The following is a 26,713-nucleotide window of genomic DNA, read 5'->3' on the forward strand; positions in this document are numbered from 1 at the left end:
TTAATCTCCTGTACGGATAAGTTCTTGTCGGAGTGAATAAGTTCCGGTAGGTAAATTACGTTCTACAATCACGCGCGGGCCAAGTTGCGTGTTCGGGGAAATAATTCGCCCAGGCAAAATAATAACTTGTACACCAAGGCGTGAACGCTGCCCGATATAACAACCTAATTTATCGCATTCGGTAGCGATAATTCCCTCTGGAGTTCGAACAGATACGGGCTGTTGATCCAGACGATGATTACTGGTACGTACTTGTGCGCCCAAATATGTCTGGTTTGCAACTACCGAGTCGGCGATAAAGCATTGCGGACCAATCGTTGCTTCCGCTTCAATAACCGCATTTTTAATTTCGGTGGCAAAACCAATTTTTACGCCATTGCTGATTATTGTGCCAGGACGAATAAACGCATAATTACCTATCAGGCAGTTTGCGCCAATCACTACCGGACCCTGAATAACGGCACCGTGACAAATACGGGTATTCGCGCCGATAACAACTTCACCTGCAGTTTCATCAATAATTACCTGGTCTGCAATCTGAATATTTTTCTCTTTAACATTAAGCTTCAGAAAGTTTTTCAGTTCCTGTGACAGAAGGTTGGGAATAAGCGGTTGACGCTTCCACCAGTGCGGAATAGCGGGTGGGTTTGTCGCGCTGAGGTTCGCGTCCAGTAAAAAAGGCAATAAGTCCATAAATAATCCAGATGGCATAAGCTAATAATACATACACAACGGAAAGCGGTGCTAAAGGCACCAACAACCAGCAACGATGAAACCAGGCGCTAAAAGCACCAATAACACAAACTACGCCGACCCAGATAAGCGGAAACATTGCCAACACCACACCATGCGGCCCGGTGGTAATGAATTCATTAAACCAGGTAGTGAGATAAATCCCAACGCCATAAAGCACAACCAACAGCATAGGAAATATACTGAAGATACCGAAGCGGCTAAATAAAAGTCTTTTATGCAGGCGCATACAGACCGCGTAGCCCACAATCCAACGCCGCCAGCGACGCCACTCCTCACGCGGGCTGTTGCATTCCTGTGGGTATACGATGCAGCGATTCGCCTGCCGAATACGGTAGCCGTTTGCCACCAATGTCCAGGTGAGATCAAGGTCTTCGACTTTAGTACGATCCGAGAAACCGAACTTACGCAATACATCAGTACGGAACATCCCGCAGGCACCGCTGATAATAAACGGTGCGCCGCCCACGAGCTGCTGTAGCGTGCGCTTCATAACAATCATCGGCAACTTTACGGTCGCGCGGATGTGTGGTAACAGACCCGCGCCTTTCAACGCAGTAGAGGGAATGCCGCCTACGGCATCGGCACCGCGCTCAATTTCTGCCAGCATATAGCCCATTCCGTCTTGATCGGGCGGAACATAGGTGTCGGCATCACTTAAAAAAACCTGGTCGCAGGTGGCGTAATTGAGGCCATTCATCAGCGCACCACCTTTACCGGTATTTTTTTGCGTGACGGCAACAAAGCGGTCGCCCCATTTGCGTTTGACTTCCTCCATGACCGATTCGGTATTGTCCGTGGAGCCGTCGTTTACGCAAATTACCCGGCAAAAATAAGGGTTACGCAGCAGATTATCCAGTGACTGTGCCAGACACGGGCCTTCGTTATAAGCAGGTATAATTGCGTCAATACAGCCTTTCTTTTGACTGGGTTTACGTTTTAGCGTACTTAAAAACCATAGCAACATTGCTATGGACATACAGATAAATATCCAGGTTTTCATGCAATTTGCTCAAAGAATCATTTTATGAATTACAAAGCCTTCACCCAGATCGCTATTGACCTGTTGCCCGCGAAATTGTGCAACTGCACGCAGGCGATCATGACGCATATAATCGCGTCGTTCCTGGCTTTTATGTTTTTTTAATGCAGCAAGTTTGACTGTGAAATATTCTTCTTTAACGGATTCAAAAACCTGAGGCATAAATGAAAGCCAGGTGCTTGGGGTTTCGTAGCCGAGAATTTGTGGAATAGTTCGGCAGGCAACCATTGAAGCTTGATAAACAGCAAGATGATCCTGATGGCGGTCGGCATCATGCATGGTATATACCCGCATGATTTCAACATCAGAAGGAATTTGATTTTTAATGATATCTTCCAGGGCGGAAATCATATCATTGAGCTGTAAATGCGCGCGGGTGTCAGCAAAATTAAGATGAATAGTTTGGTGGCACCCTAATATCTTTAGGGCGTTGCGCGATTCTTCATGGCGATCGATTATTCCATCTGTGCCAGAGTTGCCGGTAGTCATCACCACGGCTGCGATATAAATTCCTTTTTGCGCAAGACGAGCAAGCGACGCGCCACAGCCCAATTCTATATCATCAGGATGTGCGCCAATAGCAAGGATACCCTTTCTTTTATTTTCCGAAGAAAGGATGGCTGAATCTAAAACCTTATCCACTTAATGACACTCCATTTTATTTATTATACTACAAGCACAACGACGCCCGCAGAGACGTAATCTCTGGCGCAGACAGATGCTAATTTTTAAGTGTTAAAAATTGCTGATAGCTGAAAAATAAGGGGCTTTCAGGTACGGGGATACGACTGCGTAATCTTTTATGTAGTTCATATGTTAAGTGTTTGTGTGTTTGGTTTGTATAGTTATATTGTTTTATATATTGTATTTAGATGTGATTTAGTTTGTCAATTAATTACATATTAAAAATATGTTCTATGCACAAATATGGGTTATATACATTATGTGAATGTATTATGTGGTTGATTGAGAATGATACACTTATATATGCAATGTGAATATAATGATTTCATTATATGTATTGCTGTTAATAAAATAAAAGACATTATGTTCTGCTTGTTTATGCATTAATAAAAATGAAGTGCAGTAACTTACTGAATTGTCAGAGTGGGTGTAATTGCATATTTAATCTTTCCTTTGCCGCTTTTTTGCTAAGAATAAAATCATCTGTGCGATAACGACTAATTCTTTTAATGAATGTTTTTATTCCTGAATACTGCTCCTATAACAAGACAGGGGAGCAGACAATCATGGCAATTTCATCGCGTAACACACTTCTTGCCGCACTGGCATTCATCGCTTTTCAGGCACAGGCGGTGAACGTCACCGTGGCCTATCAAACCTCCGCTGAACCGGCGAAAGTGGCTCAGGCTGATAACACCTTTGCTAAAGAGAGCGGGGCGACGGTGGACTGGCGTAAGTTTGACAGCGGAGCCAGCATCGTGCGGGCGCTGGCTTCAGGCGATGTCCAAATCGGTAACCTCGGTTCCAGCCCATTAGCGGTGGCAGCCAGCCAACAGGTGCCGATTGAAGTCTTCTTACTGGCGTCAAAACTGGGTAACTCCGAAGCGCTGGTGGTAAAGAAAACTATCAGCAAACCGGAAGATCTCATTGGCAAACGCATCGCCGTACCGTTTATCTCCACCACCCACTACAGCCTGCTGGCGGCGCTGAAACACTGGGGTATAAAACCCGGACAAGTGGAGATAGTGAACCTGCAGCCACCCGCGATTATCGCCGCATGGCAACGGGGAGACATTGATGGTGCTTATGTCTGGGCACCGGCGGTTAACGCCCTGGAAAAAGACGGCAAGGTGCTGACCGATTCTGAACAGGTCGGGCAGTGGGGCGCGCCGACGCTGGATGTCTGGGTAGTGCGCAAAGATTTTGCCGAGAAACATCCTGAGGTCGTGAAAGCGTTCGCTAAAAGCGCCATCGATGCTCAGCAACCGTACATTGCTAACCCAGACGCGTGGCTGATACAGCCTGAAAACATCAGCAAACTGGCACGTTTAAGCGGCGTGCCTGAAGGTGACGTTCCGGGGCTGGTGAAGGGGAATACCTATCTGACGCCGCAGCAGCAAACGGCAGAACTGACCGGATCGGTGAACAAAGCGATCATCGACACCGCGCAGTTTTTGAAAGAGCAGGGCAAAGTCCCGGCTGTAGCGAACGATTACAGCCAGTACGTGACCTCGCGCTTCGTGCAATAAAAGGAGGCGCAGATGCTGCAAATCTCTCATCTTTACGCCGATTATGGCGGCAAACCGGCGTTGGAAGATATCAACCTGACGCTGGAAAGCGGCGAGCTTCTGGTGGTTCTGGGACCGTCTGGCTGCGGCAAAACCACCTTGCTGAATCTGATTGCCGGTTTTGTGCCTTATCAGCATGGCAGCATTCAACTGGCGGGTAAGTGCATTGAGGGACCGGGCGCAGAGCGGGGCGTGGTTTTTCAGAATGAAGGGCTGTTGCCGTGGCGTAATGTGGTAGACAACGTGGCGTTCGGCCTGCAACTGGCAGGTGTAGAGAAAGTACAGCGCCTGGAAATCGCGCACCAGATGCTGAAAAAAGTGGGGCTGGAAGGCGCAGAAAAACGCTATATCTGGCAGCTTTCCGGCGGTCAACGTCAGCGGGTAGGGATTGCCCGCGCGCTGGCGGCGAATCCCCAGCTGTTATTACTCGACGAACCGTTTGGCGCGCTGGACGCCTTCACCCGCGATCAGATGCAAACTCTGCTGCTGAAACTCTGGCAGGAGACGGGCAAGCAGATGCTGTTGATTACCCACGATATAGAAGAAGCGGTGTTTATGGCGACTGAACTGGTTCTGCTTTCACCCGGCCCTGGCCGCGTGCTGGAGCGGCTGCCGCTCAACTTTGCTCGCCGCTTTGTTGCGGGAGAGTCGAGCCGCAGCATCAAGTCCGATCCACAATTCATCGCCATGCGCGAATATGTTTTAAGCCGCGTATTTGAGCAACGGGAGGCGTTCTCATGAGTGTGCTCATTAATGAAAAACTGCATTCGCATCGGCTGAAATGGCGCTGGCCGCTCTCGCGTCAGGTGACCTTAAGCATTGGCACGTTAGCGATTTTACTCACTGTATGGTGGGCAGTGGCGGCGCTGCAACTGATTAGCCCGCTGTTTTTGCCGCCGCCGCAACAAGTACTGGCAAAACTGCTCACCATTGCCGGACCGCAGGGATTTATGGACGCCACCCTGTGGCAGCATCTGGCAGCCAGCCTGACGCGCATTGTGCTGGCGCTACTTGCGGCGGTGTTGATCGGCATTCCGGTTGGGATCGCCATGGGGCTAAGCCCGACGGTGCGCGGCATTCTGGATCCGATAATTGAATTGTATCGCCCGGTGCCGCCGCTGGCGTATTTGCCGCTGATGGTGATCTGGTTTGGTATTGGTGAAACCTCGAAGATCTTACTGATCTATTTAGCGATTTTTGCACCTGTGGCGATGTCGGCGCTGGCGGGGGTGAAAAGCGCGCAGCAGGTTCGCATTCGTGCCGCCCAGTCGCTGGGTGCCAGCCGTGCGCAGGTGCTGTGGTTTGTTATTTTGCCCGGTGCGCTGCCGGAAATTCTCACCGGATTACGCATTGGTCTGGGTGTGGGCTGGTCTACCCTGGTGGCGGCGGAGCTGATTGCCGCGACGCGCGGTTTGGGTTTTATGGTCCAGTCAGCGGGTGAATTTCTCGCGACTGACGTGGTGCTGGCGGGGATCGCGGTGATTGCGATTATCGCCTTTCTTTTAGAACTGGGTCTGCGCGCGTTACAGCGCCGCCTCACGCCCTGGCATGGAGAAGTACAATGAGTGAACGTCTGAGCATTACCCCGCTGGGGCCGTATATTGGCGCACAAATTACGGGTGCCGACCTGACGCGCCCGTTAAGTGATAACCAGTTTGAACAGCTTTACCATGCGGTACTGCGTCATCAGGTGGTGTTTCTGCGTGAACAGGCCATTACGCCGCAGCAGCAACGCGCGCTGGCCCAGCGTTTTGGCGAGCTGCATATTCATCCTGTTTACCCTCATGCCGAAGGGGTTGACGAGATTATCGTACTGGATACTCATAACGATAATCCGCCAGATAACGACAACTGGCATACCGATGTGACATTTATTGAAACGCCTCCTGCTGGGGCGATTCTGGCGGCGAAAGAGTTACCCTCGACTGGCGGCGATACGCTATGGACCAGCGGTATTGCGGCGTATGAGGCACTCTCTGTTCCCTTCCGCCAGCTGTTGAGCGGGCTGCGTGCGGAGCATGATTTCCGTAAATCGTTCCCAGAATACAAATACCGCAAAACGGAGGAGGAGCATCAACGCTGGCGCGAGGCGGTCGCGAAAAATCCGCCGTTACTACATCCGGTGGTGCGAACGCATCCGGTGAGCGGTAAACAGGCGCTGTTTGTGAATGAAGGCTTTACTACGCGAATTGTTGATGTCAGCGAGAAAGAGAGCGAAGCCTTGTTAAGTTTTTTGTTTGCCCATATCACCAAACCGGAGTTTCAGGTGCGCTGGCGCTGGCAACCAAATGATATTGCGATTTGGGATAACCGCGTGACTCAGCACTATGCCAATGCGGATTACCTGCCACAGCGGCGGATAATGCATCGGGCGACAATCCTTGGGGATAAACCGTTTTATCGGGCGGGGTAAGGGGGAAATGCCGGGTTGGATAACCCGGCATAATGATCATTAACGCAGAATCTTCTTCTCAGCCAAATCCAGCGCAAAGTAGCTGAAAATCAGATCCGCACCCGCACGCTTAATCGAACCTAAGCTTTCGAGCACGACTTTCTCTTCATCTATAGCACCCGCCAGCGCGGCGAACTTAATCATCGCATACTCACCGCTCACCTGATACGCGCCAATCGGCAATTCAGTACGTCCACGCAGCTCACGCACGATGTCGAGGTACGCTCCAGCTGGTTTCACCATCAGGCAGTCTGCGCCCTGGGCTTCATCCAGCAATGATTCACGAATCGCCTCACGACGGTTCATTGGGTTCATCTGATAGCTTTTGCGGTCGCCTTTTAATGCGCTTCCTGCCGCTTCGCGGAACGGGCCATAAAAGGAAGAGGCAAACTTGGTCGAATACGACATAATCGCCGTATCTTTAAAGCCCGCAGCGTCCAGCGCCTGGCGAATCGCCTGTACCTGACCATCCATCGCGGCGGAAGGGGCGATGAAGTCCGCACCTGCAGCAGCTGCAACCACGGCTTGCTTGCCTAAATTTTCCAGAGTCGCGTCGTTGTCGACGCCATGCTCGCACAGCACACCGCAGTGACCGTGAGAAGTGTATTCACAAAAGCAGGTGTCTGACATCACGATCATTTCAGGCACGGTCTGCTTGCAGATGCGCGACATCCGCGCCACCAGTCCATCTTCCCGCCAGGCATCGCTGCCGGTTTCATCGGTATGGTGAGAGATGCCGAAAGTCATCACGGAACGAATACCGGCGTTGGCGATGCGTTCAATTTCGCGTGCCAGATGTTTCTCAGGAATGCGCATCACGCCTGGCATGGCTTCAACGGCTTTGTAGTCGTCAATTTCTTCTTCAACAAAGATCGGCAACACCAGGTCGTTAAGGCTAAGTGTTGTCTCTTCAAACATAGCGCGCAGCGCAGGAGATTTGCGCAGGCGACGAGGGCGTTGGATTAAGTCTGTCATGGTCTGCCTGATGTTTGTGGAATCGAGGGGCATAGTATACCTGAAGCAGGGTGGGGATGTTTTACGAAAGTTGTCGCGATGTTGACAAGAAGAGAATGAAAGAGAGTCCATGACATCTTTGTAATAGAAACAGCAATAATTTCATATTCACTGAAAATATTTTTAATTTTTATTTATATCCCTGGATTATTGTTTTTACGGATTTGATTGCGTTATCAAAAACAGAATGATTTAAAGTTCATTGGTTATTGATAGATTATTTGTCTGGTTTGTGTGTTTGATATTTTAAATGCATATGCTTTAAAAATGGAACTCCTGTTAACTTGTTGAAACATCAAGCCTTTATCAATTTTTTCTTTGTGTGTTCCTCCGTGCTTTATATATGTCCGTAACCGGACTTCGGGGAAAGAATAATTGAACCATTCCTCTATAACGCCGCATAATCGTCAACGCGAAACATAAGATGTTTTCTATGCATTGATAATTGATGGATCAACTTATTACGTCCCTGAGGAGGGATGACAAATGCACTCCTGGAAAAAGAAACTTGTAGTATCACAATTAGCATTGGCTTGCACTCTGGCTATCACCTCTCAGGCTAATGCAACTACTTATGACACCTGGACTTATTACGACAATCCCGTTACTGCACTTGATTGGGATCATATGGATAAGGCAGGCACTGTAGATGGCAACTATGTAAACTATAGTGGTTTTGTCTATTACAACAACACCAATGGTGATTTCGATCAGTCCTTTAACGGCGATACCGTTAACGGCACGATCTCAACCTATTATTTGAACCATGATTATGCAGACAGTACTGCTAATCAGCTTGATATCAGTAATTCAGTGATTCACGGTTCGATTACTTCTTTGAAGCCAGGCGGTTATTATGATCGTTTGGATGCAGATAGTGATCTTCTGGTTGGATATGATTTTTACACTGATGCTTTTGTTGACACAAACTGGCGTGATGGTGATGTTTTCACTCTTAACATTGCTAACACTACCATTGATGATGATTATGAAGCGTTTTACTTCACTGATTCTTATAAAGATGGTGATGTAACCAAACACACAAATGAGACATTTGATACCAGTGAAGGTGTTGCTGTTAATCTTGATGTAGAAAGTAACATCAATATTTCAAATAACTCCCGCATTGCAGGTATTGCATTATCTCAAGGTAATACTTACAACGAAACTTATACTACCGAATCTCATACTTGGGATAACAATATCTCTGTAAAAGATTCCACAGTGACTTCTGGTTCAGACATTATTCTGGATAGCGATACTTATGTCAAAACAGGACACTTTGGCAACTCTAGTGAACCGAGTGATTATACCGGTCCGGGAGATGTTGCAATGTCCTTCACTGATTCAGGTTCCGACTATGCAATGAAGAACAACGTATACTTCAGCAATTCAACGCTGATGGGCGATGTTGCATTTAACAGCACTTGGAATAGTAATTTTGATCCGAATGGTCATGATTCCAACGGTGACGGGCTGAAAGATACCAACGGTGGTTGGACTGATGATGGCCTCAACGTTGATGAACTGAACCTCACTCTTGATAACGGAAGCAAGTGGGTTGGTCAGGCAATTTATAACGTTGCTGAAACGTCAGCAATGTATGATGTTGCTACAAACAGCCTTACTCCTAATGCAACATATGAAAACAATGACTGGAAACGTGTTGTTGATGACAAGGTCTTCCAGAGCGGTGTATTTAACGTAGCGTTGAACAACGGTTCTGAATGGGATACTACAGGTCGTTCCATCGTTGATACCTTGACAGTTAATAATGCTTCTCAGGTTAATGTTTCGGAATCTAAATTAACTTCAGATACTATCGATTTAACTAACGGTTCTTCGCTGAACATTGGTGAAGATGGTTACGTTGATACCGATCATCTGACTATTAACTCCTACAGTACTGTTGCGTTGACCGAATCTACAGGTTGGGGTGCTGATTACAACCTGTACGCCAATACCATCACCGTAACTAACGGTGGTGTATTGGATGTGAACGTTGATCAGTTCGATACTGAAGCTTTCCGTACTGACAAACTGGAACTGACCAGCGGCAACATTGCTGACAATAACGGCAACGTAGTGTCTGGTGTATTCGATATCCACAGCAGCGATTACGTTCTGAACGCGGATTTGGTGAACGACCGTACCTGGGACACTGCTCAGGCTAACTACGGCTACGGTATTGTTGCTATGAACTCTGATGGTCACCTGACTATCAATGGTAACGGCGACATCAACAACGGCGACGAACTGGATAACAGTTCTGTAGACAACGTTGTTGCTGCAACCGGTAACTACAAAGTTCGTATCGACAACGCAACTGGCGCTGGCGCAATCGCTGATTACAAAGATAAAGAAATTATCTACGTAAACGACGTCAACACCAACGCAACCTTCTCTGCTGCTAACAAAGCTGACTTGGGTGCATACACCTATCAGGCTGAACAGCGCGGTAACACCGTTGTTCTGCAACAGATGGAGCTGACCGACTACGCTAACATGGCGCTGAGCATCCCGTCTGCGAACACCAATATCTGGAACCTGGAACAAGACACCGTTGGCACTCGTCTGACCAACTCTCGTCATGGCCTGGCTGATAACGGCGGCGCATGGGTAAGCTACTTCGGTGGTAACTTCAACGGCGACAACGGCACCATCAACTATGATCAGGATGTTAACGGCATCATGGTCGGTGTGGATACCAAAATTGACGGTAACAACGCTAAGTGGATCGTCGGTGCGGCTGCAGGCTTCGCTAAAGGTGACATGAATGACCGTTCTGGTCAGGTGGATCAAGACAGCCAGACTGCCTACATCTACTCTTCTGCTCACTTCGCGAACAACGTCTTTGTTGATGGTAGCTTGAGCTACTCTCACTTCAACAACGACCTGTCTGCAACCATGAGCAACGGTACTTACGTTGACGGTAGCACCAACTCCGACGCTTGGGGCTTCGGTTTGAAAGCCGGTTACGACTTCAAACTGGGTGATGCTGGTTACGTGACTCCTTACGGCAGCGTTTCTGGTCTGTTCCAGTCTGGTGATGACTACCAGCTGAGCAACGACATGAAAGTTGACGGTCAGTCTTACGACAGCATGCGTTATGAACTGGGTGTAGATGCAGGTTATACCTTCACCTACAGCGAAGACCAGGCTCTGACTCCGTACTTCAAACTGGCTTACGTCTACGACGACTCTAACAACGATAACGATGTGAACGGTGATTCCATCGATAACGGTACTGAAGGGTCTGCGGTACGTGTTGGTCTGGGTACTCAGTTCAGCTTCACCAAGAACTTCAGCGCCTATACCGATGCTAACTACCTCGGTGGTGGTGACGTAGATCAAGACTGGTCCGCGAACGTGGGTGTTAAATATACCTGGTAATATTCTTCACTCTGAAGAAATAGGTTATTTAATCTAAATAATGCCCGTCAAGGATTTGACGGGCATTACTGCAAAGGACGCGCAAATGTTATCTGTAGTTAAACCTCTTCAGGAATTTGGTAAGCTCGATAAATGTTTGTCCAGATATGGCACGCGCTTCGAGTTTAATAATGAAAAGCAAGTTATATTTTCAAGTGATGTCAATAGCGAAGATACTTTCGTTATTTTAGAGGGCGTTATCTCTCTGCGTAGAGAAGAAAACGTTCTTATCGGTATTACCCAGGCTCCTTATATTATGGGACTGGCTGATGGTTTAATGAAAAACGATATACCATACAAATTAATATCAGAAGGAAATTGTACGGGATATCATCTACCAGCCAAACAAACCATTACCCTTATTGAACAAAATCAACTCTGGCGAGACGCTTTTTATTGGTTAGCCTGGCAAAATAGAATTCTGGAATTACGTGACGTACAGCTCATTGGGCATAATTCCTACGAACAAATCCGCGCAACGTTATTATCAATGATTGACTGGAATGAAGAATTACGCTCACGTATTGGTGTGATGAATTACATCCATCAACGTACACGCATATCGCGTTCTGTCGTCGCAGAAGTTCTCGCTGCTTTACGTAAAGGCGGCTATATCGAAATGAATAAAGGCAAACTGGTCGCTATCAACCGTTTGCCTTCAGAGTATTAATCAGGATGCGGGGATGACCAACGGTTTATTCCCGCTCAGTTCGGTCACCAGGTCATTGATGCCATCGCTCATATTTTTAAAGCGCGTCAATGGCGAACGAGTGACCACCACAAATGCGCCAATGTTCTTCTGCGGGATCATCGCCATATAGGTAATGAAACCGCCACCACCACCTGTCTTCTGAATAATCCCTGGACGACCCTCTTTCGGGGCCATATATACCCAGCCTAAACCAAGCGCGTCCGCTTTGCCGGGGACATCCATGCCAATCACTTTCGTAAACTGCGCGCGCTGATAAATCAACGTCTGCATGCGATCTGCCTGGTTACTGCGCTGATAAAAATCAGATGACAAATACTGCTGCATCCAGCGCATCATATCGCCAGGCGTGGAATAGACTCCGCCGCTGCCAATTGCCGCCAGCGTGTTATTGCACGGACTGGCACCACGCTCAGCAACCATTAAACGGCGGCACTGGTCCGGCGAGGGGGTGTAGGTGGTGTCTTTCATCCCCAATGGGCGGGTAATCTGCTCTTCAAACAACTGGGTATAAGGCTTGCCGGACGCATTCGCCAGTGCATCTGCCAGCAGGTCGAACGCAAGGTTGGAGTACGCGGCCTGGCTGCCCGGCGCGGCTTTTAGTTTGGCAGTGGAAAGGTATTTCCAGCGTTGCTCGCGCGTTGGCCAGACAAATACCGGACGATGTGCCGCGCCACCGGGCTGTTCACGGGGCAGGGCGCTGGTATGGGTTGCCAGATTCACTAGCGTAATGGGCGTCCCATTGTAGGTCGGTACGCGTGCGCCTGGCGGAGCATATTTACTTAGCGGATCGTTTAACTTCACGGTCCCCTGATCGAGCAATTTCACCAGCATCTCACTGGTCATTAACTTGGTGAGGGAAGCAATACGTATGACCGAATCCAGCTGCGGGCGAACGTTATTACCAGGTCGCGTTTCGCCATAACTACGAAAGACGCGCTGGTTACCGTCGATAACTACCAGCGCCATCCCCGTGGCACCGCTGCCGTAAAAAATATAATCGGCATAACGATCGACAATATCAGAGGCAAACTCCGGTTCAGTGATCGGCTGCGCCGCATGGACGGAGGTCAATGACGCCGCACACAGCACGGCAGAAAAAAGCAGACTACGTTTCAACGGTGGTGTCCATAGATTGAATGAAGGTAACTGAGCGTATTTATACTACTCATTGATGGATTGCAAAGGGCGAATTAGTGCAATAATAGTGTTAAAAACGTAACGGCGCGTAAACACGATCTTTTTCCTGCTCACCAATGCCTGCATTTGTGATCCTGCGCGTGTTAATCCGCTTATGTAAACAATCTTTGGTTTGTGAAATCCGTCGAAACAATTCTTATGCTCAGGCTGGCGAACTAAGCGCCTTGCTATGGGTCACAATGGGCGGTTTCATTTGGCTGACTCTTTGTAGCGGTCATGCGGTTAATACACAGCAGTTGTTAAAACGATAAGAAGTTAGCAGGAGTGCATATGTTTAAGTCTTTTTTCCCAAAGCCGGGAACGTTTTTTCTCTCGGCCTTTGTTTGGGCATTGATTGCCGTTATCTTCTGGCAAGCAGGTGGGGGTGACTGGGTGGCGCGTATCACCGGAGCTTCCGGGCAAATCCCGATTAGCGCCGCGCGTTTCTGGTCGTTGGATTTTCTGATTTTTTACGCTTACTACATTGTTTGTGTAGGACTTTTTGCATTGTTCTGGTTTATCTACAGCCCGCATCGTTGGCAATACTGGTCAATACTCGGTACTGCACTGATCATCTTCGTCACCTGGTTTTTGGTGGAAGTCGGGGTCGCCGTCAACGCCTGGTATGCGCCGTTCTATGATCTGATTCAAACCGCGCTAAGTTCGCCGCATAAAGTCACCATCGAACAATTTTACCGCGAAGTGGGCGTCTTTCTGGGGATTGCGCTGATCGCGGTGGTGATCAGTGTGCTGAACAACTTCTTTGTCAGTCACTACGTGTTCCGCTGGCGTACAGCGATGAACGAATATTACATGGCGAACTGGCAACAACTGCGTCATATCGAAGGTGCCGCACAGCGTGTGCAGGAAGACACCATGCGTTTTGCTTCAACGCTGGAGAATATGGGCGTCAGCTTTATCAACGCTATCATGACGTTGATCGCCTTCCTGCCGGTGCTGGTAACGCTCTCCGCGCATGTGCCGGAGCTGCCGATTGTCGGGCACATTCCGTATGGCCTGGTGATTGCCGCTATCGTCTGGTCGCTGATGGGGACCGGATTGCTGGCAGTGGTAGGGATCAAACTGCCGGGGCTGGAGTTTAAAAACCAGCGTGTAGAGGCTGCCTACCGTAAAGAGCTGGTTTATGGTGAAGACGATGCCACGCGCGCGACGCCGCCTACGGTACGCGAGCTGTTTAGCGCCGTACGGAAAAACTATTTCCGCCTCTATTTTCACTATATGTATTTCAACATCGCCCGCATTCTCTATTTGCAGGTCGATAACGTTTTCGGTTTGTTCTTGCTGTTTCCGTCAATTGTTGCCGGTACGATTACGCTCGGCCTGATGACGCAGATTACCAACGTTTTTGGTCAGGTTCGCGGAGCTTTCCAGTACCTGATTAACTCATGGACCACACTGGTTGAGTTGATGTCTATCTACAAACGTCTGCGCAGCTTTGAACATGAGCTGGATGGTGACAAAATTCAGGAAGTAACCCATACCTTGAGCTAAAAAGGAGAAGTAATGTCGCGCGTCAATCATCTATCTTCGCTGTCATTGTTGGCGGTTCTGGTTTTAGCGGGGTGTAGTAGTCAGGCTCCGCAACCGTTGAAAAAGGGCGAAAAAGCGATAGATGTGGCGAGCGTCGTGCGGCAGAAGATGCCTGCGAGCGTGAAAGACCGCGATGCCTGGGCGAAAGATCTCGCCACCACGTTTGAAAGTCAGGGGCTGGCACCGACGCTGGAAAACGTCTGCTCGGTGCTGGCGGTGGCGCAGCAGGAGTCAAATTATCAGGCAGATCCGGCCGTTCCGGGCTTAAGCAAGATCGCCTGGCAAGAGATTGACCGTCGTGCTGAACGGATGCACATTCCTGCTTTTCTGGTGCATACCGCGCTAAAAATCAAATCGCCAAACGGCAAAAGCTATAGCGAGCGGTTAGATTCGGTGCGTACAGAAAAGCAATTGAGCGCGATTTTTGACGATCTGATCAGCATGGTGCCAATGGGGCAGACGTTGTTTGGTTCGCTTAATCCGGTGCGCACCGGTGGGCCGATGCAGGTCAGCATTGCTTTTGCCGAACAGCATACCAAAGGGTATCCGTGGAAAATGGACGGTACAGTCCGTCAGGAAGTCTTCAGTCGTCGCGGCGGGTTGTGGTTTGGTACTTACCATTTACTGAATTATCCCGCCAGCTATAGCGCGCCGATATACCGTTTTGCTGATTTTAACGCTGGCTGGTACGCCAGCCGTAATGCCGCGTTTCAGAACGCGGTCAGTAAGGCCAGCGGCGTGAAGCTGGCACTGGACGGTGATTTAATTCGTTACGACAGTAAAGAGCCCGGGAAAACCGAACTGGCAACGCGCAAACTGGCGGGAAAACTGGGGATGAGCGACAGTGAAATTCGCCGCCAGTTAGAGAAAGGCGACAGCTTCTCTTTTGAGGAGACGGCGCTGTACAAGAAAGTTTATCAACTTGCCGAAGCGAAAACGGGGAAATCACTACCCCGCGAAATGTTGCCTGGCATTCAACTGGAAAGCCCGAAAATCACCCGCAACCTGACTACGGCCTGGTTTGCGAAGCGCGTAGACGAACGGCGGGCGCGTTGTATGAAACAGTGATCAAACAGGAATGTCATGCCAGATAAGGCGTTTTAGGCCCTATCTGGCAAGTAAATCTTACTGGCGACGATGTCGCCAGTGCAGCCATAGCGCCACTACTGCAAAAATGAGGCAGCCTACTAAAAACGGGATCAGCCCGAAAATGGTGCCGACACCTAAACCAATTTCCACCCGTGGGCGACCTGTTTCCTGGACCTGCATTAAACGCTCATAGACGCCGGGCGCATGCACTAACAGGTTCAGCAATTGCGCCCCAGCCCAAAAGCAAAACAGCACAAACAACGCATAGGCAATATTGCCAGGCGTTGAAGAGGCATTGCGATATTTTCCGCTAAACAGCGATTTTGACAGGGTGAAATCAGCCATAAAAACCTCCGGAAGTCATCTGCTTCTCTTCTGGTGTGATACCAGCGGCTTATGGCAAGTCTGACAGGACATTTAGATTGTCAATATCAGAATCATGGTAAATTGATGTTGGGAATATTCCCGAAGCGTGAATCTTCGTCGTGAGTCACAAAATGATAACCTTAAGTTAAATTTATTAACAATTACGGAAGTGTTGTCTACGCCACAGACGGTTGTTGCAGAATATGCAAGGATGTTGTTTTTCGTTAACGGAGCTGCCATGAACTTGCCTGTAAAAATCCGCCGTGACTGGCACTACTATGCGTTCGCCATTGGCCTTATATTCATTCTTAATGGCGTGGTGGGTTTACTGGGATTTGAAGCAAAAGGTTGGCAGACCTATGCCGTCGGTCTGGTGACGTGGGTGATTAGTTTCTGGCTGGCGGGGCTGATTATTCGTCGTCGCGATGAAGAAACTGAAAACGCCCAATAACAGAGGATTGGGCGTTCTGGGGGCTGACAAAGTGCTCGTTGTTTTTGCCGGATGCGGCGCGAACGCCTTACCCTGCCTACAAAATCATGCAAAATCAGTATATTGCAATTATCTGGTAGGCCTGATAAGCAAAGCGCATCAGGCAATCTTACTTTTTCCATCAGTCTTAAATGCCCAATAAAAGTTATCAGGCATTTAAAAATTACATTGTGGTTTTCAATGCGTTATCCGCAGCGTGACGCTCCAGCGCCAGTTCAATCAAACGGGTGATCAGGTCGGTGTAACCCAGACCGCTGGCTTGCCACAGCTTCGGATACATACTGATGTTGGTGAAGCCAGGCAGTGTGTTGATCTCGTTGATCACCACTTCGTTCTCTGGGGTTAAAAACACGTCTACACGCGCCATGCCTGCGCATCCCAACGTCTGATAAGCCTGAACGGCAATCGCCCGGATCTTATCGTTGATTTCTGGCGCAATGGCTGCCGGAACTACCACTTTCGCGCCATCTTCATCAATGTACTTGGTGTCGTAGGCATAGAAATCGCTGGTGAGTACGATCTCGCCACAGGTGCTGGCTTGCGGATTGTCGTTGCCCAGAACTGCGCATTCGATCTCACGACCTTTGATCCCTTGCTCAACGATCACTTTATGGTCGAACTCGAACGCCAGATCGACGGCAATTGCGTACTGTTCTTCACTGGTTACTTTGCTGACACCAACAGAAGAGCCCTGATTAGCCGGTTTTACAAACAGCGGTAACCCCAGTTTAGACTCCACTTCGGCAAAACTGATGTTGTGACGATTAGCGCGCGTCAGGGTAATAAATGGCGCAATGTTCAGCCCGGCATCGCGCAGCAGACGTTTGGTGACATCTTTATCCATACAGGCCGCTGAAGCCAGAACATCAGAACCTACAAACGGTAAATTGGCGACCCGCAGCATTCCCTGCAAAGAACCATCTTCGCCCAGCGTACCGTGGACAATCGGGAAAATGACATCCACCGTCGGCAACGGCTGACCGTTTTGCGCGTCGATAAGCTGATGTTCATGTTTACCAGGCACCTGCGCAAGACTGGTCGCCGAAGGGCGCAATGCAATATGGGCAGGATCGTCTGCATTTAGCAGATAATTGCTGGCATCGCTGACGTGCCATTGCCCTTGTTTATCAATGCCCAGCAGCACAACGTCGAAGCGACTTTTATCAATGGCATCGACAATGTTTTTTGCCGATTGCAGAGACACTTCATGTTCCGCTGATTTACCACCAAAAACGATTCCTACCCGCAGTTTTTCCATCTTAAAAACCTATCCCGTCTAACACAAAGTGCATACATTACCACGACAAAACGGGGGATTCGCGGCCTTCTGACAGAATGTTGCAATCTTCTGCTGACAAAGCGTGCAACGTACTGGTGAAGAAAGTGCGTTATCTCAATGATGTGCGCAAGATCACAAAAATGATGAACGGGAAGCTAATTTATTCCTGGCTTGTATGGCCATGCAGTGAGTTTTTTCTCTTAATTATAAGTTAACGAAGAGAATATATTTCATAACTTTTATTTATAATAAAGGTTGATAATTAAAAGCCTATATTTTGTGTGGGTAATTATTAAAATAAGAGAAACGTTTCGCTGGTAATCAAACAAAAAATATTTGCGCAAAGTATTTCCTTTGTCATAAAAATAATACTTCCAGACACTATGAAGTTGTGAAACATAATGTTAACTTCTCCATACTTTGGATAAGGAAATACAGACATGAAAAATCTCATTGCTGAGTTGTTATTTAAGCTTGCCCAAAAAGAAGAAGAGTCGAAAGAACTGTGCGCGCAGGTAGAAGCTTTGGAGATTATCGTCACTGCAATGCTTCGCAATATGGCGCAAAATGACCAACAAAGGTTGATTGATCAGGTAGAGGGGGCGCTGTACGAGGTAAAGCCCGATGCCAGCATTCCTGACGACGATACGGAGCTGCTGCGCAATTATGTAAAGAAGTTATTGAAGCATCCTCGTCAGTAAAAAGTTAATCTTTTCAACAGCTGTCATAAAGCTGTCACGGCCGAGACTTATAGTCGCTTTGTTTTTATTTTTAATGTATTTGTACATGGAGAAAATAAAGTGAAACAAAGCACTATTGCACTGGCACTCTTACCGTTACTGTTTTCCCCTGTGACAAAAGCCCGGACACCAGAAATGCCTGTTCTGGAAAACCGGGCTGCTCAGGGCGATATTACTGCACCCGGCGGTGCTCGCCGCTTAACGGGTGATCAGACCGCTGCTCTGCGTGATTCTCTTAGCGATAAACCTGCAAAAAATATTATTTTGCTGATTGGCGATGGGATGGGGGACTCGGAAATTACTGCTGCACGCAATTATGCCGAAGGTGCGGGCGGCTTTTTTAAAGGTATCGATGCCTTACCGCTTACCGGACAATACACACACTATGCGCTGAATAAAAAAACCGGCAAACCGGACTACGTTACCGACTCGGCTGCATCAGCAACCGCCTGGTCAACCGGTGTCAAAACCTATAACGGTGCGCTGGGCGTCGATATTCACGAAAAAGATCACCCAACGATTCTGGAAATGGCAAAAGCCGCAGGTCTGGCGACCGGTAACGTTTCTACCGCAGAGTTGCAGGATGCCACGCCCGCCGCGCTGGTGGCGCATGTGACCTCGCGCAAATGCTACGGTCCGAGCGCGACCAGTGAAAAATGTCCGGGTAACGCTCTGGAAAAAGGCGGGAAAGGATCGATTACCGAACAGCTGCTTAACGCTCGTGCCGATGTTACGCTTGGCGGCGGCGCAAAAACCTTTGCTGAAACGGCAACCGTCGGCGAATGGCAGGGAAAAACGCTGCGTGAACAGGCACAGGCGCGTGGTTATCAGTTGGTGAGTGATGCTGCCTCGCTAAATGCGGTGACGGAAGCGAACCAGCAAAAACCCCTGCTAGGACTGTTTGCTGACGGCAATATGCCAGTGCGCTGGCTAGGACCGAAAGCAACGTACCACGGCAATATCGACAAGCCCGCAGTTACCTGTACGCCTAATCCGCAACGTAATGACAGCGTACCGACCCTGGCGCAGATGACCGACAAAGCCATTGAATTGTTGAGTAAAAATGAGAAAGGTTTTTTCCTGCAAGTTGAAGGTGCATCAATCGATAAACAGGATCACGCTGCGAATCCTTGTGGGCAAATTGGCGAGACGGTCGATCTCGATGAAGCCGTACAACGTGCGCTGGAATTCGCTAAAAAGGATGGCAACACGCTGGTCATAGTCACCGCTGATCACGCCCACGCCAGCCAGATTGTTGCGCCGGACACCAAAGCGCCGGGCCTCACCCAGGCGCTAAATACCAAAGATGGCGCAGTGATGGTGATGAGTTACGGGAACTCTGAAGAGGATTCACAAGAACATACCGGTAGTCAGCTGCGTATTGCTGCGTATGGCCCACATGCCGCCAATGTCGTTGGACTGACCGACCAGACCGATCTCTTCTACACCATGAAAGCCGCCCTGGGGCTGAAATAAAACCGCGCCCGGCAGTGAATTTTCGCTGTCGGGTGGTTTTTTTGCTGTTAGCAACCAGACTTAATGGCAGATCACGGGCGCATATGCTCATGGTTAAAACATGAAGAGGGATGGTGCTATGAAAATAACATTACTGGTTACCTTGCTTTTCGGTCTGGTTTTTTTAACCACCGTCGGCGCTGCCGAGAGAACCTTAACCCCGCAACAACAGCGTATGACCTCCTGTAATCAGCAGGCGACGGCGCAGGCGTTGAAAGGGGATGCTCGTAAGACCTACATGAGTGATTGCCTGAAGAACAGCAAGTCTGCGCCTGGTGAAAAAAGTTTGACGCCACAGCAGCAAAAGATGCGCGAATGTAATAATCAAGCAACGCAACAATCTCTGAAAGGTGATGATCGTAATAAGTTTATGAGCGCCTGCCTCAAGAAAGCCGCCTGATACCTGATAGTGCTAACGGGTGAGCTACGAAAATGGCTCACCCGAAATTTCATACTTCTGCCTTTAGCCCCGTCTCTATAATTTGGGAAAATTGTTTCTGAATGTTCCCAAAAATAATGAATGATGAAAACTTTTTCAAAAAAGCGGCGGCGCATGGGGAGGAACCTCCTTTAACTCCTCAAAACGAACATCAGCGGTCCGGGCTGCGCTTCGCCCGTCGCGTCAGACTACCCCGCGCGGTTGGCCTGGCTGGTATGTTCTTACCGATTGCTTCAACGCTGGTTTCGCACCCGCCGCCGGGCTGGTGGTGGCTGGTGTTGGTCGGCTGGGCGTTCGTCTGGCCGCATTTAGCCTGGCAGATAGCGAGCAGGGCCGTCGATCCGCTTAGCCGGGAAATTTACAACTTAAAAACCGATGCAGTATTAGCGGGAATGTGGGTAGGCGTAATGGGCGTAAACGTGCTGCCTTCCACCGCGATGTTGATGATTATGTGTCTGAATTTGATGGGGGCAGGCGGCCCCCGTCTGTTTGTCGCGGGTCTGGTGTTGATGGTGGTTTCCTGTCTTGTCACCCTTGAACTGACGGGCATCACCGTGTCGTTCAATAGTGCGCCGCTGGAATGGTGGCTCTCCCTTCCCATTATCGTCATTTATCCTCTGCTGTTTGGCTGGGTCAGCTACCAGACGGCGACTAAACTGGCGGAACATAAACGCAGGTTGCAGGTCATGAGTACCCGCGACGGTATGACGGGCGTGTATAACCGACGTCATTGGGAAACTATGTTACGCAATGAATTTGATAACTGTCGGCGGCATAACCGCGATGCGACATTACTGATTATCGATATCGACCATTTCAAGAGCATCAACGATACCTGGGGCCATGATGTGGGCGATGAAGCGATTGTGGCGCTTACCCGACAATTACAAATAACCCTGCGCGGTAGCGATGTGATTGGTCGGTTTGGCGGCGATGAGTTTGCGGTAATCATGTCCGGTACGCCAGCTGAGAGCGCCATTACCGCCATGTTACGAGTGCATGAAGGGCTAAATACATTACGTCTGCCGAATACGCCACAGGTAACTTTACGGATTAGTGTGGGGGTTGCGCCGCTGAACCCACAAATGAGTCACTATCGTGAGTGGTTGAAATCGGCAGATTTGGCGCTTTACAAAGCAAAGAAAGCCGGACGTAACCGCACCGAAGTGGCGGCCTGACGTCCGGCAAAAGTCATCAGGATTTACTGAGTTTTTCTGATTTTTCCATACACTTCGTCATCGCTTCGATCACTGCGGCACGGAAGCCTTTCTCTTCCAGTACGCGTACCGCCTCAATGGTGGTGCCTCCCGGTGAGCAGACCATATCTTTCAGTGCCCCCGGATGTTCTCCCGTTTCCAGCACCATTTTTGCGGAACCCATTACCGCCTGAGCGGCAAATTTATACGCCTGGGCGCGTGGCATCCCGCCCAGCACGGCAGCGTCGGCCATCGCTTCGATAAACATAAAGACGTAGGCTGGCGAAGAACCGCTCACACCGACCACCGGGTGGATCATCGGCTCGGCAATTACTTCCGCTTCGCCAAAGCAGCGGAAAATATTCAGCACATCAGCGGTATCTTCTGGGGTTACCAGCGCGTTTGGCGTTACGGAGGTCATCCCGGCATTAACCAGCGCGGGAGTGTTCGGCATGGCGCGGATAATTTTCCGGTCATGGCCCAGCGCGCGGGCAAGCTGGTCGAGTGTGATACCTGCAGCAATAGAAACGACCAGAGAGTCTTTATTCAGGCTGGAGGTGATTTCGCTAAGCACTTTAATCATGATGCCAGGTTTAACGGCGGCAAAAATGATGTCGGCGATTTGCGCCACTTCTTGCGCCGATTCTGCGGCGTTGATGCCGAACTGGTCATGCAGGGCGGCGACTTTATCCGGGGAGGGGGTATATACCCAGATTTGCCCTGGAAGCACCTGACCGCTGGCAATCAGACCGCCGAGAATGGCTTTTCCCATATTGCCGCAGCCAATAAAACCGATTTTCTTTTCCATTGCCTCACTCCTGCCGTGAAATTCATTGTTTTGATAATCGCTGGCAGAAGCATAAACAGAACTATGCCGGAAGGCAAAAGCGCGACACAATAGAGGATTACCCAACAAAGGATGACTTTATGACAATTTGGGTGGATGCCGACGCGTGTTCCAATGTAATTAAAGAGATTTTGTATCGCGCGGCTGAACGTATGCAGTTGCCGCTGGTACTGGTAGCAAACCAGAGTTTACGCGTGCCGCCATCGCGATTTATTCGTACGCTGCGCGTCGCGGCAGGTTTCGACGTTGCCGATAACGAAATTGTCCGGCAGTGTGAAGCGGGCGATTTGGTGATCACCGCAGATATTCCTTTGGCTGCTGAAGCCATCGAGAAAGGCGCGGCGGCGCTTAATCCACGCGGCGAACGTTACACTCCAGCGACCATTCGTGAGCGTCTGACGATGCGCGATTTTATGGATACCTTACGCGCCAGTGGGATCCAGACCGGGGGACCAGATAGTCTTTCACAACGTGACCGCCAGGCCTTTGCCGCGGAGCTGGAGAAGTGGTGGCTGGAAGTGCAACGTAGTCGTGGCTGAATGTAATTTATTATTTACACTTCATTCTTGAATATTTATTGGTATAGTAAGGGATGTATTAAAATTTTCACTTTAAGTGGAATTTTTTCTTTACAATCGAAATTGTACTAGTTTGATGGTATGATCGCTATTCTCATGACACCGGCTTTCGCCGCATTGCGACCTATTGGGGAAAACCCACGATGACACAACCTCTTTTTCTGATCGGGCCTCGGGGCTGTGGTAAAACAACGGTCGGAATGGCCCTTGCCGATTCGCTTAACCGTCGATTTGTCGATACCGACCAGTGGTTGCAATCACAGCTCAATATGACGGTCGCGGAGATCGTCGAAAGGGAAGAGTGGGCGGGATTCCGCGCCAGAGAAACGGCGGCGCTGGAAGCGGTAACTGCGCCATCCACCGTTATCGCTACGGGCGGCGGCATTATTCTGACGGAATTTAATCGTCACTTTATGCAAAATAACGGGATCGTGGTTTATTTGTGTGCGCCAGTATCAGTCCTGGTTAACCGACTGCAAGCTGCACCGGAAGAAGATTTACGGCCAACCTTAACGGGGAAACCGCTGAGCGAAGAAGTTCAGGAAGTGCTGGAAGAACGCGATGCGCTATATCGCGAAGTTGCGCATATTATCATCGACGCAACAAACGAACCCAGCCAGGTGATTTCTGAAATTCGCAGTGCCCTGGCACAGACGATCAATTGTTGATTTTCGAGCGCCTATACTTAACGTTCATCCCGTGAAATAAGGAAGAACGATGCCAACGAAACCGCCTTATCCTCGTGAAGCATATATAGTGACGATTGAAAAAGGAAAACCAGGACAGACGGTAACCTGGTACCAACTCAGAGCCGATCATCCTAAACCAGACTCGTTGATCAGTGAACATCCGACCGCTCAGGAAGCGATGGATGCGAAAAAACGCTATGAGGACCCTGACAAAGAGTGACCGCATCAGACTGCTCGGAAGGGATTCTGAGTGCCACCACAAGGGATCTGCGTCACATTTTTCACAATTCATGTTTTTCAAATAATTAGAATATTAAACAATAACAATCCATTACTGGAATCATTTGGAATCTTTACATTATGCCGTGCAGGTCTGCTGCTACGCTTTTTGTCATTTGTAGCACAGGTAAGTGTCAGCAGTGGTGCTTAGCGCTTGCCCGGTAATTAACGACGAAATAAAAGTAAGGTGGAAGAACAATGAGTGCGTCGTTGGCGATCCTGACCATCGGCATTGTACCTATGCAGGAAGTTTTGCCGCTCCTGACAGAATACATTGACGAAGATAATATTTCCCATCATAGCCTGCTGGGGAAGTTAAGCCGCGAAGAAGTGATGGCGGAGTACGCGCCAGAAGCAGGCGAAGACACAATTCTCACATTATTAAATGACAACCAGCTGGCCCATGTTTCGCGTCGTAAAGTGGAACGAGACCTGCAAGGTGTGGTTGAAGTGCTCGATAATCAGGGTTATGACGTCATTTTATTAATGAGTACAGCAAACATTAGTAGTATGACTGCGCGTAATACGATCTTTCTTGAGCCGTCGCGAATATTGCCTCCGCTGGTTTCTTCTATTGTTGAAGATCATCAGGTGGGGGTTATCGTTCCGGTTGAGGAGATGCTGCCCGTTCAGACGCAAAAATGGCAAATTTTGCAGAAATCGCCGGTATTTTCATTGGGTAACCCCATTCATGATTCAGAACAAAAAATCATCGATGCCGGGAAAGAATTACTGGCAAAAGGGGCTGATGTCATCATGCTGGATTGTTTAGGATTTCACCAACGTCATCGCGATTTACTGCAAAAACAGCTTGATGTTCCTGTCTTGCTCTCTAACGTATTGATTGCACGGCTGGCTGCGGAATTACTGGTGTAATTTTGCGTGACAGCCAGCGCCTCTGGCCCCTATAGTGAAGTAGATGTTCAACTACCAGACAGGGCCAGTTTATGCTTCAAAGTAATGAGTACTTTTCAGGCAAAGTGAAATCGATCGGCTTTTCCAGCAGCAGCACTGGTCGCGCCAGCGTGGGTGTTATGGTTGAAGGTGAATACACCTTCAGCACCGCTGAGCCTGAAGAGATGACGGTAATCAGTGGCGCGCTGAATGTGTTACTGCCTGACGCGACCGACTGGCAAGTGTATGAAGCCGGTTCGGTGTTTAATGTTCCCGGTCACAGCGAGTTTCATCTGCAAGTTGCCGAACCCACCTCTTATCTGTGCCGCTATCTGTAATTCCTCGCCTTCCCCTTGAATGGGAGGGCATTTTTCTGAAATGTCCTCTCATAACCCCATAATAATATTTCCTTTGCTGCGATTTTTTCGATTTCCGATATATTCATAATTCATCAAGGTGGATATAAATATCAGCGAAGATCTCCAGATATTTTTGCGGAACTGGTTACGATAAAAGATAAATCAGATGATGAATGGTGGCGTGCTTTGCTGCAAAGTCGCTATGATCATTTGCGCCAAACGGCATTGCGCAACGCACATACCTCGGCGTCGTTGTTAACGACATTGACTGAGCCTCAGGATCGGTCGCTGGCTATTAATAATCCACAGCTGGCTGCCGATGTGAAAACGGTGTGGCTAAAAGAGGAGCCATCATTACTTTTATTTGTCGATCAACCCGCTCTTTCGCAGTTACGGGATTTAGTGAAAACCGGGGCAACGCGGAAAATTCGCAGTGAAGCGCGTCACCGGCTTGAGGAAAAACAATGACACAACGCCCCTGGAGCAAGTTACAGCGTAAAACGCATAATATTGCTGCGCTAAAAATTATTGCCCGCCGTAGCGAATAATTATATGCCTGGTGTAGCTTCGTACGCCGGATAAGACGCGGCAGGCGTCGCATCCGGCATTAAAGGTAAATCAGCAATTAACGTTGTGCTTCGCCACCTAATCCTTCAATCAGGTTTTGAATTAACGCTGCCAGTTCACCAGTCATCAGGATGAAATCGGCATCAAAACGCTGGGCGAAATCTTCACGGTCGATATCTTCGTTTTGATCGCGCAGCTCGTCGCAGAACTTCAGACGCTTGAGCGAACCATCGTCGCACATCACAAACTGAATGCGCTGCTGCCAGTCGAGCGCCAGTTTAGTCACCACTTTTCCGGCTTCAATGTGGTTGGTGATCTCTTCGCTGGTCAGATCTTGTTTCTTCGCGCGGATCACGCCGCCATCTTCCAGCAGTGATTTCAGCTCGGCTTCATCAAGCAGCTGGAAGCCCTGTGCTGTGCTGCCGGAGCGTACCCATTCGGTCAGCGTCAGTTCAATCGGATTTTCCATGCTCAATGGTACAACCGGTAACGACCCCAGGCTTTTACGCAGTAATGCCAGCGTATCTTCCGCTTTTTTGGCACTGGCGCAGTCCACCATAATCAAACCGTTAACCGTGTCGATCCACATCATTGTCTGGCTAAAACGGCTGAAAGCACGCGGCAGCAGAGAATGCAGCACTTCGTCTTTCAGCGAATCTTTTTCGGTTTTCTTCAGCTTACGCGCCTGTTCCGCTTCCAGTTTGGCGATTTTCGCTTCCAGCGCCTGTTTAATCACCGGAGACGGGAGGATTTTTTCTTCTTTGCGCGCGCAGATAACAATTTGACCATTGGCAACGTGCGTTAACGCATCGCTGTGCGATCCCATCGGAGGAACCCAGCCCATCTTTGCCATGTCCTGGCTGCCGCATGGGGTAAATGCCATCGAGGCTAGCTGTTTTTCCATCTCTTCTGCACGCAGCGAAATCTCGCGGCTAAGACGGTAAACCATTAAATTTTTGAACCACAGCATGATAATTTCCACGGCCTTGTCGTTAAATTTAG

28 protein-coding genes and 2 pseudogenes are annotated in these 26,713 nt (G+C 49.1%); 21 read left to right on the forward strand and 9 right to left on the reverse strand.

The genetic code is table 11. From position 1 onward, the window contains the following. Genes ACJHYR_RS14770 through ACJHYR_RS14780 form a run of 3 tightly spaced genes read right to left on the reverse strand, consistent with a single transcriptional unit; the run spans position 1 to position 2,437 of the window. Positions 1–582, reverse strand: a complete 582-nt coding sequence (locus tag ACJHYR_RS14770) for an acetyltransferase (protein WP_072148312.1) — start codon at positions 580–582, stop codon at positions 1–3. Beyond that, on the reverse strand, positions 560–1,756 hold the full coding sequence (locus ACJHYR_RS14775; protein ID WP_000860431.1) for a glycosyltransferase: 1,197 nt from the start codon (positions 1,754–1,756) through the stop codon (positions 560–562). The genes ACJHYR_RS14770 and ACJHYR_RS14775 overlap by 23 nt, the downstream gene beginning before the upstream one ends. 9 nt (positions 1,757–1,765) lie before the next feature. Then, positions 1,766–2,437, reverse strand: coding sequence for a PIG-L deacetylase family protein (locus ACJHYR_RS14780; protein ID WP_001586725.1), 672 nt, complete (start codon positions 2,435–2,437; stop codon positions 1,766–1,768). A 608-nt stretch (positions 2,438–3,045) separates the two neighbouring features. Here ACJHYR_RS14780 and tauA point away from each other — a divergent pair. The 4 genes from tauA to tauD are packed head-to-tail and all read left to right on the forward strand — an operon-like array spanning position 3,046 to position 6,460. Beyond that, the gene (tauA, locus tag ACJHYR_RS14785) at positions 3,046–4,008 is read left to right on the forward strand and encodes a taurine ABC transporter substrate-binding protein (protein ID WP_001586726.1); all 963 of its coding nucleotides are present in this window, start codon (positions 3,046–3,048) and stop codon (positions 4,006–4,008) included. A 12-nt stretch (positions 4,009–4,020) separates the two neighbouring features. After that, positions 4,021–4,788: a taurine ABC transporter ATP-binding subunit gene (tauB, locus tag ACJHYR_RS14790; RefSeq protein ID WP_410233115.1), complete on the forward strand. Its 768-nt coding sequence runs from the start codon at positions 4,021–4,023 to the stop codon at positions 4,786–4,788. Further along, on the forward strand, positions 4,785–5,612 hold the full coding sequence (tauC, locus tag ACJHYR_RS14795; RefSeq protein WP_001615065.1) for a taurine ABC transporter permease TauC: 828 nt from the start codon (positions 4,785–4,787) through the stop codon (positions 5,610–5,612). The genes tauB and tauC overlap by 4 nt, the downstream gene beginning before the upstream one ends. After that, positions 5,609–6,460, forward strand: coding sequence for a taurine dioxygenase (tauD, locus tag ACJHYR_RS14800; RefSeq protein WP_000004074.1), 852 nt, complete (start codon positions 5,609–5,611; stop codon positions 6,458–6,460). The genes tauC and tauD overlap by 4 nt, the downstream gene beginning before the upstream one ends. 39 nt (positions 6,461–6,499) lie before the next feature. On the opposite strand, the gene hemB is transcribed toward tauD, so the two are convergent. Beyond that, entirely contained in the window at positions 6,500–7,474 is a 975-nt protein-coding gene (gene hemB / locus ACJHYR_RS14805) for a porphobilinogen synthase (RefSeq protein ID WP_001305473.1), read from the reverse strand. A 525-nt stretch (positions 7,475–7,999) separates the two neighbouring features. Between hemB and ACJHYR_RS14810 the strand changes: the two genes are divergently transcribed. Both ACJHYR_RS14810 and iprA read left to right on the forward strand, forming a co-directional pair. Continuing rightward, on the forward strand, positions 8,000–10,906 hold the full coding sequence (locus ACJHYR_RS14810; RefSeq protein ID WP_000556534.1) for an autotransporter outer membrane beta-barrel domain-containing protein: 2,907 nt from the start codon (positions 8,000–8,002) through the stop codon (positions 10,904–10,906). Between the two features lie 85 nt (positions 10,907–10,991). Continuing rightward, positions 10,992–11,615, forward strand: coding sequence for a hydrogen peroxide resistance inhibitor IprA (gene iprA / locus ACJHYR_RS14815; protein WP_001295817.1), 624 nt, complete (start codon positions 10,992–10,994; stop codon positions 11,613–11,615). On the opposite strand, the gene ampH is transcribed toward iprA, so the two are convergent. Beyond that, positions 11,616–12,773, reverse strand: coding sequence for a D-alanyl-D-alanine-carboxypeptidase/endopeptidase AmpH (ampH, locus tag ACJHYR_RS14820; protein WP_000830757.1), 1,158 nt, complete (start codon positions 12,771–12,773; stop codon positions 11,616–11,618). A 351-nt stretch (positions 12,774–13,124) separates the two neighbouring features. Between ampH and sbmA the strand changes: the two genes are divergently transcribed. Further along, a complete protein-coding gene (sbmA, locus tag ACJHYR_RS14825) occupies positions 13,125–14,345 on the forward strand; it encodes a peptide antibiotic transporter SbmA (protein WP_001304845.1) in 1,221 nt (406 codons plus the stop codon). Positions 14,346–14,357: 12 nt separating this feature from the next. Continuing rightward, entirely contained in the window at positions 14,358–15,452 is a 1,095-nt protein-coding gene (gene yaiW, locus ACJHYR_RS14830) for a surface-exposed outer membrane lipoprotein YaiW (RefSeq protein ID WP_000092043.1), read from the forward strand. A 57-nt stretch (positions 15,453–15,509) separates the two neighbouring features. Here yaiW and ACJHYR_RS14835 read toward each other — a convergent pair whose 3' ends face one another. Then, entirely contained in the window at positions 15,510–15,818 is a 309-nt protein-coding gene (locus ACJHYR_RS14835; RefSeq protein ID WP_000763151.1) for a YaiY family protein, read from the reverse strand. A gap of 259 nt (positions 15,819–16,077) precedes the next feature. Between ACJHYR_RS14835 and ACJHYR_RS14840 the strand changes: the two genes are divergently transcribed. After that, positions 16,078–16,290: a DUF2754 domain-containing protein gene (locus ACJHYR_RS14840; protein ID WP_001295334.1), complete on the forward strand. Its 213-nt coding sequence runs from the start codon at positions 16,078–16,080 to the stop codon at positions 16,288–16,290. A gap of 202 nt (positions 16,291–16,492) precedes the next feature. On the opposite strand, the gene ddlA is transcribed toward ACJHYR_RS14840, so the two are convergent. Further along, positions 16,493–17,587: a D-alanine--D-alanine ligase gene (ddlA, locus tag ACJHYR_RS14845; RefSeq protein WP_000413677.1), complete on the reverse strand. Its 1,095-nt coding sequence runs from the start codon at positions 17,585–17,587 to the stop codon at positions 16,493–16,495. Positions 17,588–17,664: 77 nt separating this feature from the next. Between ddlA and ACJHYR_RS14850 the strand changes: the two are divergent. From ACJHYR_RS14850 to adrA, 5 genes and pseudogenes are all read left to right on the forward strand, one after another. Continuing rightward, a pseudogene (locus ACJHYR_RS14850) lies at positions 17,665–17,867 on the forward strand (hypothetical protein). 181 nt (positions 17,868–18,048) lie between these two features. Continuing rightward, the gene (iraP, locus tag ACJHYR_RS14855; protein ID WP_000792975.1) at positions 18,049–18,309 is read left to right on the forward strand and encodes an anti-adapter protein IraP; all 261 of its coding nucleotides are present in this window, start codon (positions 18,049–18,051) and stop codon (positions 18,307–18,309) included. 99 nt (positions 18,310–18,408) lie between these two features. Next, entirely contained in the window at positions 18,409–19,824 is a 1,416-nt protein-coding gene (gene phoA, locus ACJHYR_RS14860; RefSeq protein ID WP_000814390.1) for an alkaline phosphatase, read from the forward strand. Between the two features lie 118 nt (positions 19,825–19,942). Further along, positions 19,943–20,263 (forward strand): phosphate starvation-inducible protein PsiF, encoded by a 321-nt coding sequence (gene psiF, locus ACJHYR_RS14865; RefSeq protein ID WP_001295332.1) that lies wholly within the window; start codon positions 19,943–19,945, stop codon positions 20,261–20,263. Between the two features lie 101 nt (positions 20,264–20,364). Continuing rightward, positions 20,365–21,480, forward strand: a complete 1,116-nt coding sequence (gene adrA, locus ACJHYR_RS14870; RefSeq protein ID WP_000484048.1) for a diguanylate cyclase AdrA — start codon at positions 20,365–20,367, stop codon at positions 21,478–21,480. Positions 21,481–21,496: 16 nt separating this feature from the next. On the opposite strand, the gene proC is transcribed toward adrA, so the two are convergent. Next, positions 21,497–22,306, reverse strand: coding sequence for a pyrroline-5-carboxylate reductase (proC, locus tag ACJHYR_RS14875; RefSeq protein WP_001304841.1), 810 nt, complete (start codon positions 22,304–22,306; stop codon positions 21,497–21,499). A 119-nt stretch (positions 22,307–22,425) separates the two neighbouring features. Between proC and ACJHYR_RS14880 the strand changes: the two genes are divergently transcribed. The 7 genes and pseudogenes from ACJHYR_RS14880 (at position 22,426) to ACJHYR_RS14910 (ending at position 25,692) form a co-directional block, all read left to right on the forward strand. Further along, positions 22,426–22,884, forward strand: coding sequence for a YaiI/YqxD family protein (locus ACJHYR_RS14880; RefSeq protein WP_059327724.1), 459 nt, complete (start codon positions 22,426–22,428; stop codon positions 22,882–22,884). Positions 22,885–23,066: 182 nt separating this feature from the next. Further along, complete coding sequence (aroL, locus tag ACJHYR_RS14885; RefSeq protein WP_000193393.1) at positions 23,067–23,591, forward strand: shikimate kinase AroL; 525 nt, start codon at positions 23,067–23,069, stop codon at positions 23,589–23,591. A gap of 49 nt (positions 23,592–23,640) precedes the next feature. Beyond that, the gene (gene yaiA, locus ACJHYR_RS14890; RefSeq protein WP_001142439.1) at positions 23,641–23,832 is read left to right on the forward strand and encodes a protein YaiA; all 192 of its coding nucleotides are present in this window, start codon (positions 23,641–23,643) and stop codon (positions 23,830–23,832) included. Positions 23,833–24,089: 257 nt separating this feature from the next. Further along, positions 24,090–24,767: an AroM family protein gene (locus tag ACJHYR_RS14895; RefSeq protein ID WP_001276421.1), complete on the forward strand. Its 678-nt coding sequence runs from the start codon at positions 24,090–24,092 to the stop codon at positions 24,765–24,767. A 71-nt stretch (positions 24,768–24,838) separates the two neighbouring features. Then, positions 24,839–25,123 (forward strand): pyrimidine/purine nucleoside phosphorylase, encoded by a 285-nt coding sequence (gene ppnP, locus ACJHYR_RS14900; protein WP_000941942.1) that lies wholly within the window; start codon positions 24,839–24,841, stop codon positions 25,121–25,123. Between the two features lie 144 nt (positions 25,124–25,267). Then, positions 25,268–25,612 (forward strand): annotated as a pseudogene (locus ACJHYR_RS14905) (DUF2773 domain-containing protein); the annotation flags it as partial. Next, positions 25,609–25,692, forward strand: coding sequence for a protein YkiD (locus tag ACJHYR_RS14910; protein ID WP_120795376.1), 84 nt, complete (start codon positions 25,609–25,611; stop codon positions 25,690–25,692). The pseudogene ACJHYR_RS14905 and the gene ACJHYR_RS14910, both read left to right, overlap by 4 nt. Before the next feature lie 77 nt (positions 25,693–25,769). Here the strand turns inward: ACJHYR_RS14910 and rdgC are convergent, their stop codons facing one another. Then, positions 25,770–26,681, reverse strand: coding sequence for a recombination-associated protein RdgC (gene rdgC, locus ACJHYR_RS14915; protein WP_001366457.1), 912 nt, complete (start codon positions 26,679–26,681; stop codon positions 25,770–25,772). Positions 26,682–26,713 lie beyond the last annotated feature (32 nt).

Origin of the sequence: Escherichia sp. WS1450, from assembly GCF_046487395.1 — a bacterium.
Classification (GTDB): domain Bacteria; phylum Pseudomonadota; class Gammaproteobacteria; order Enterobacterales; family Enterobacteriaceae; genus Escherichia; species Escherichia coli.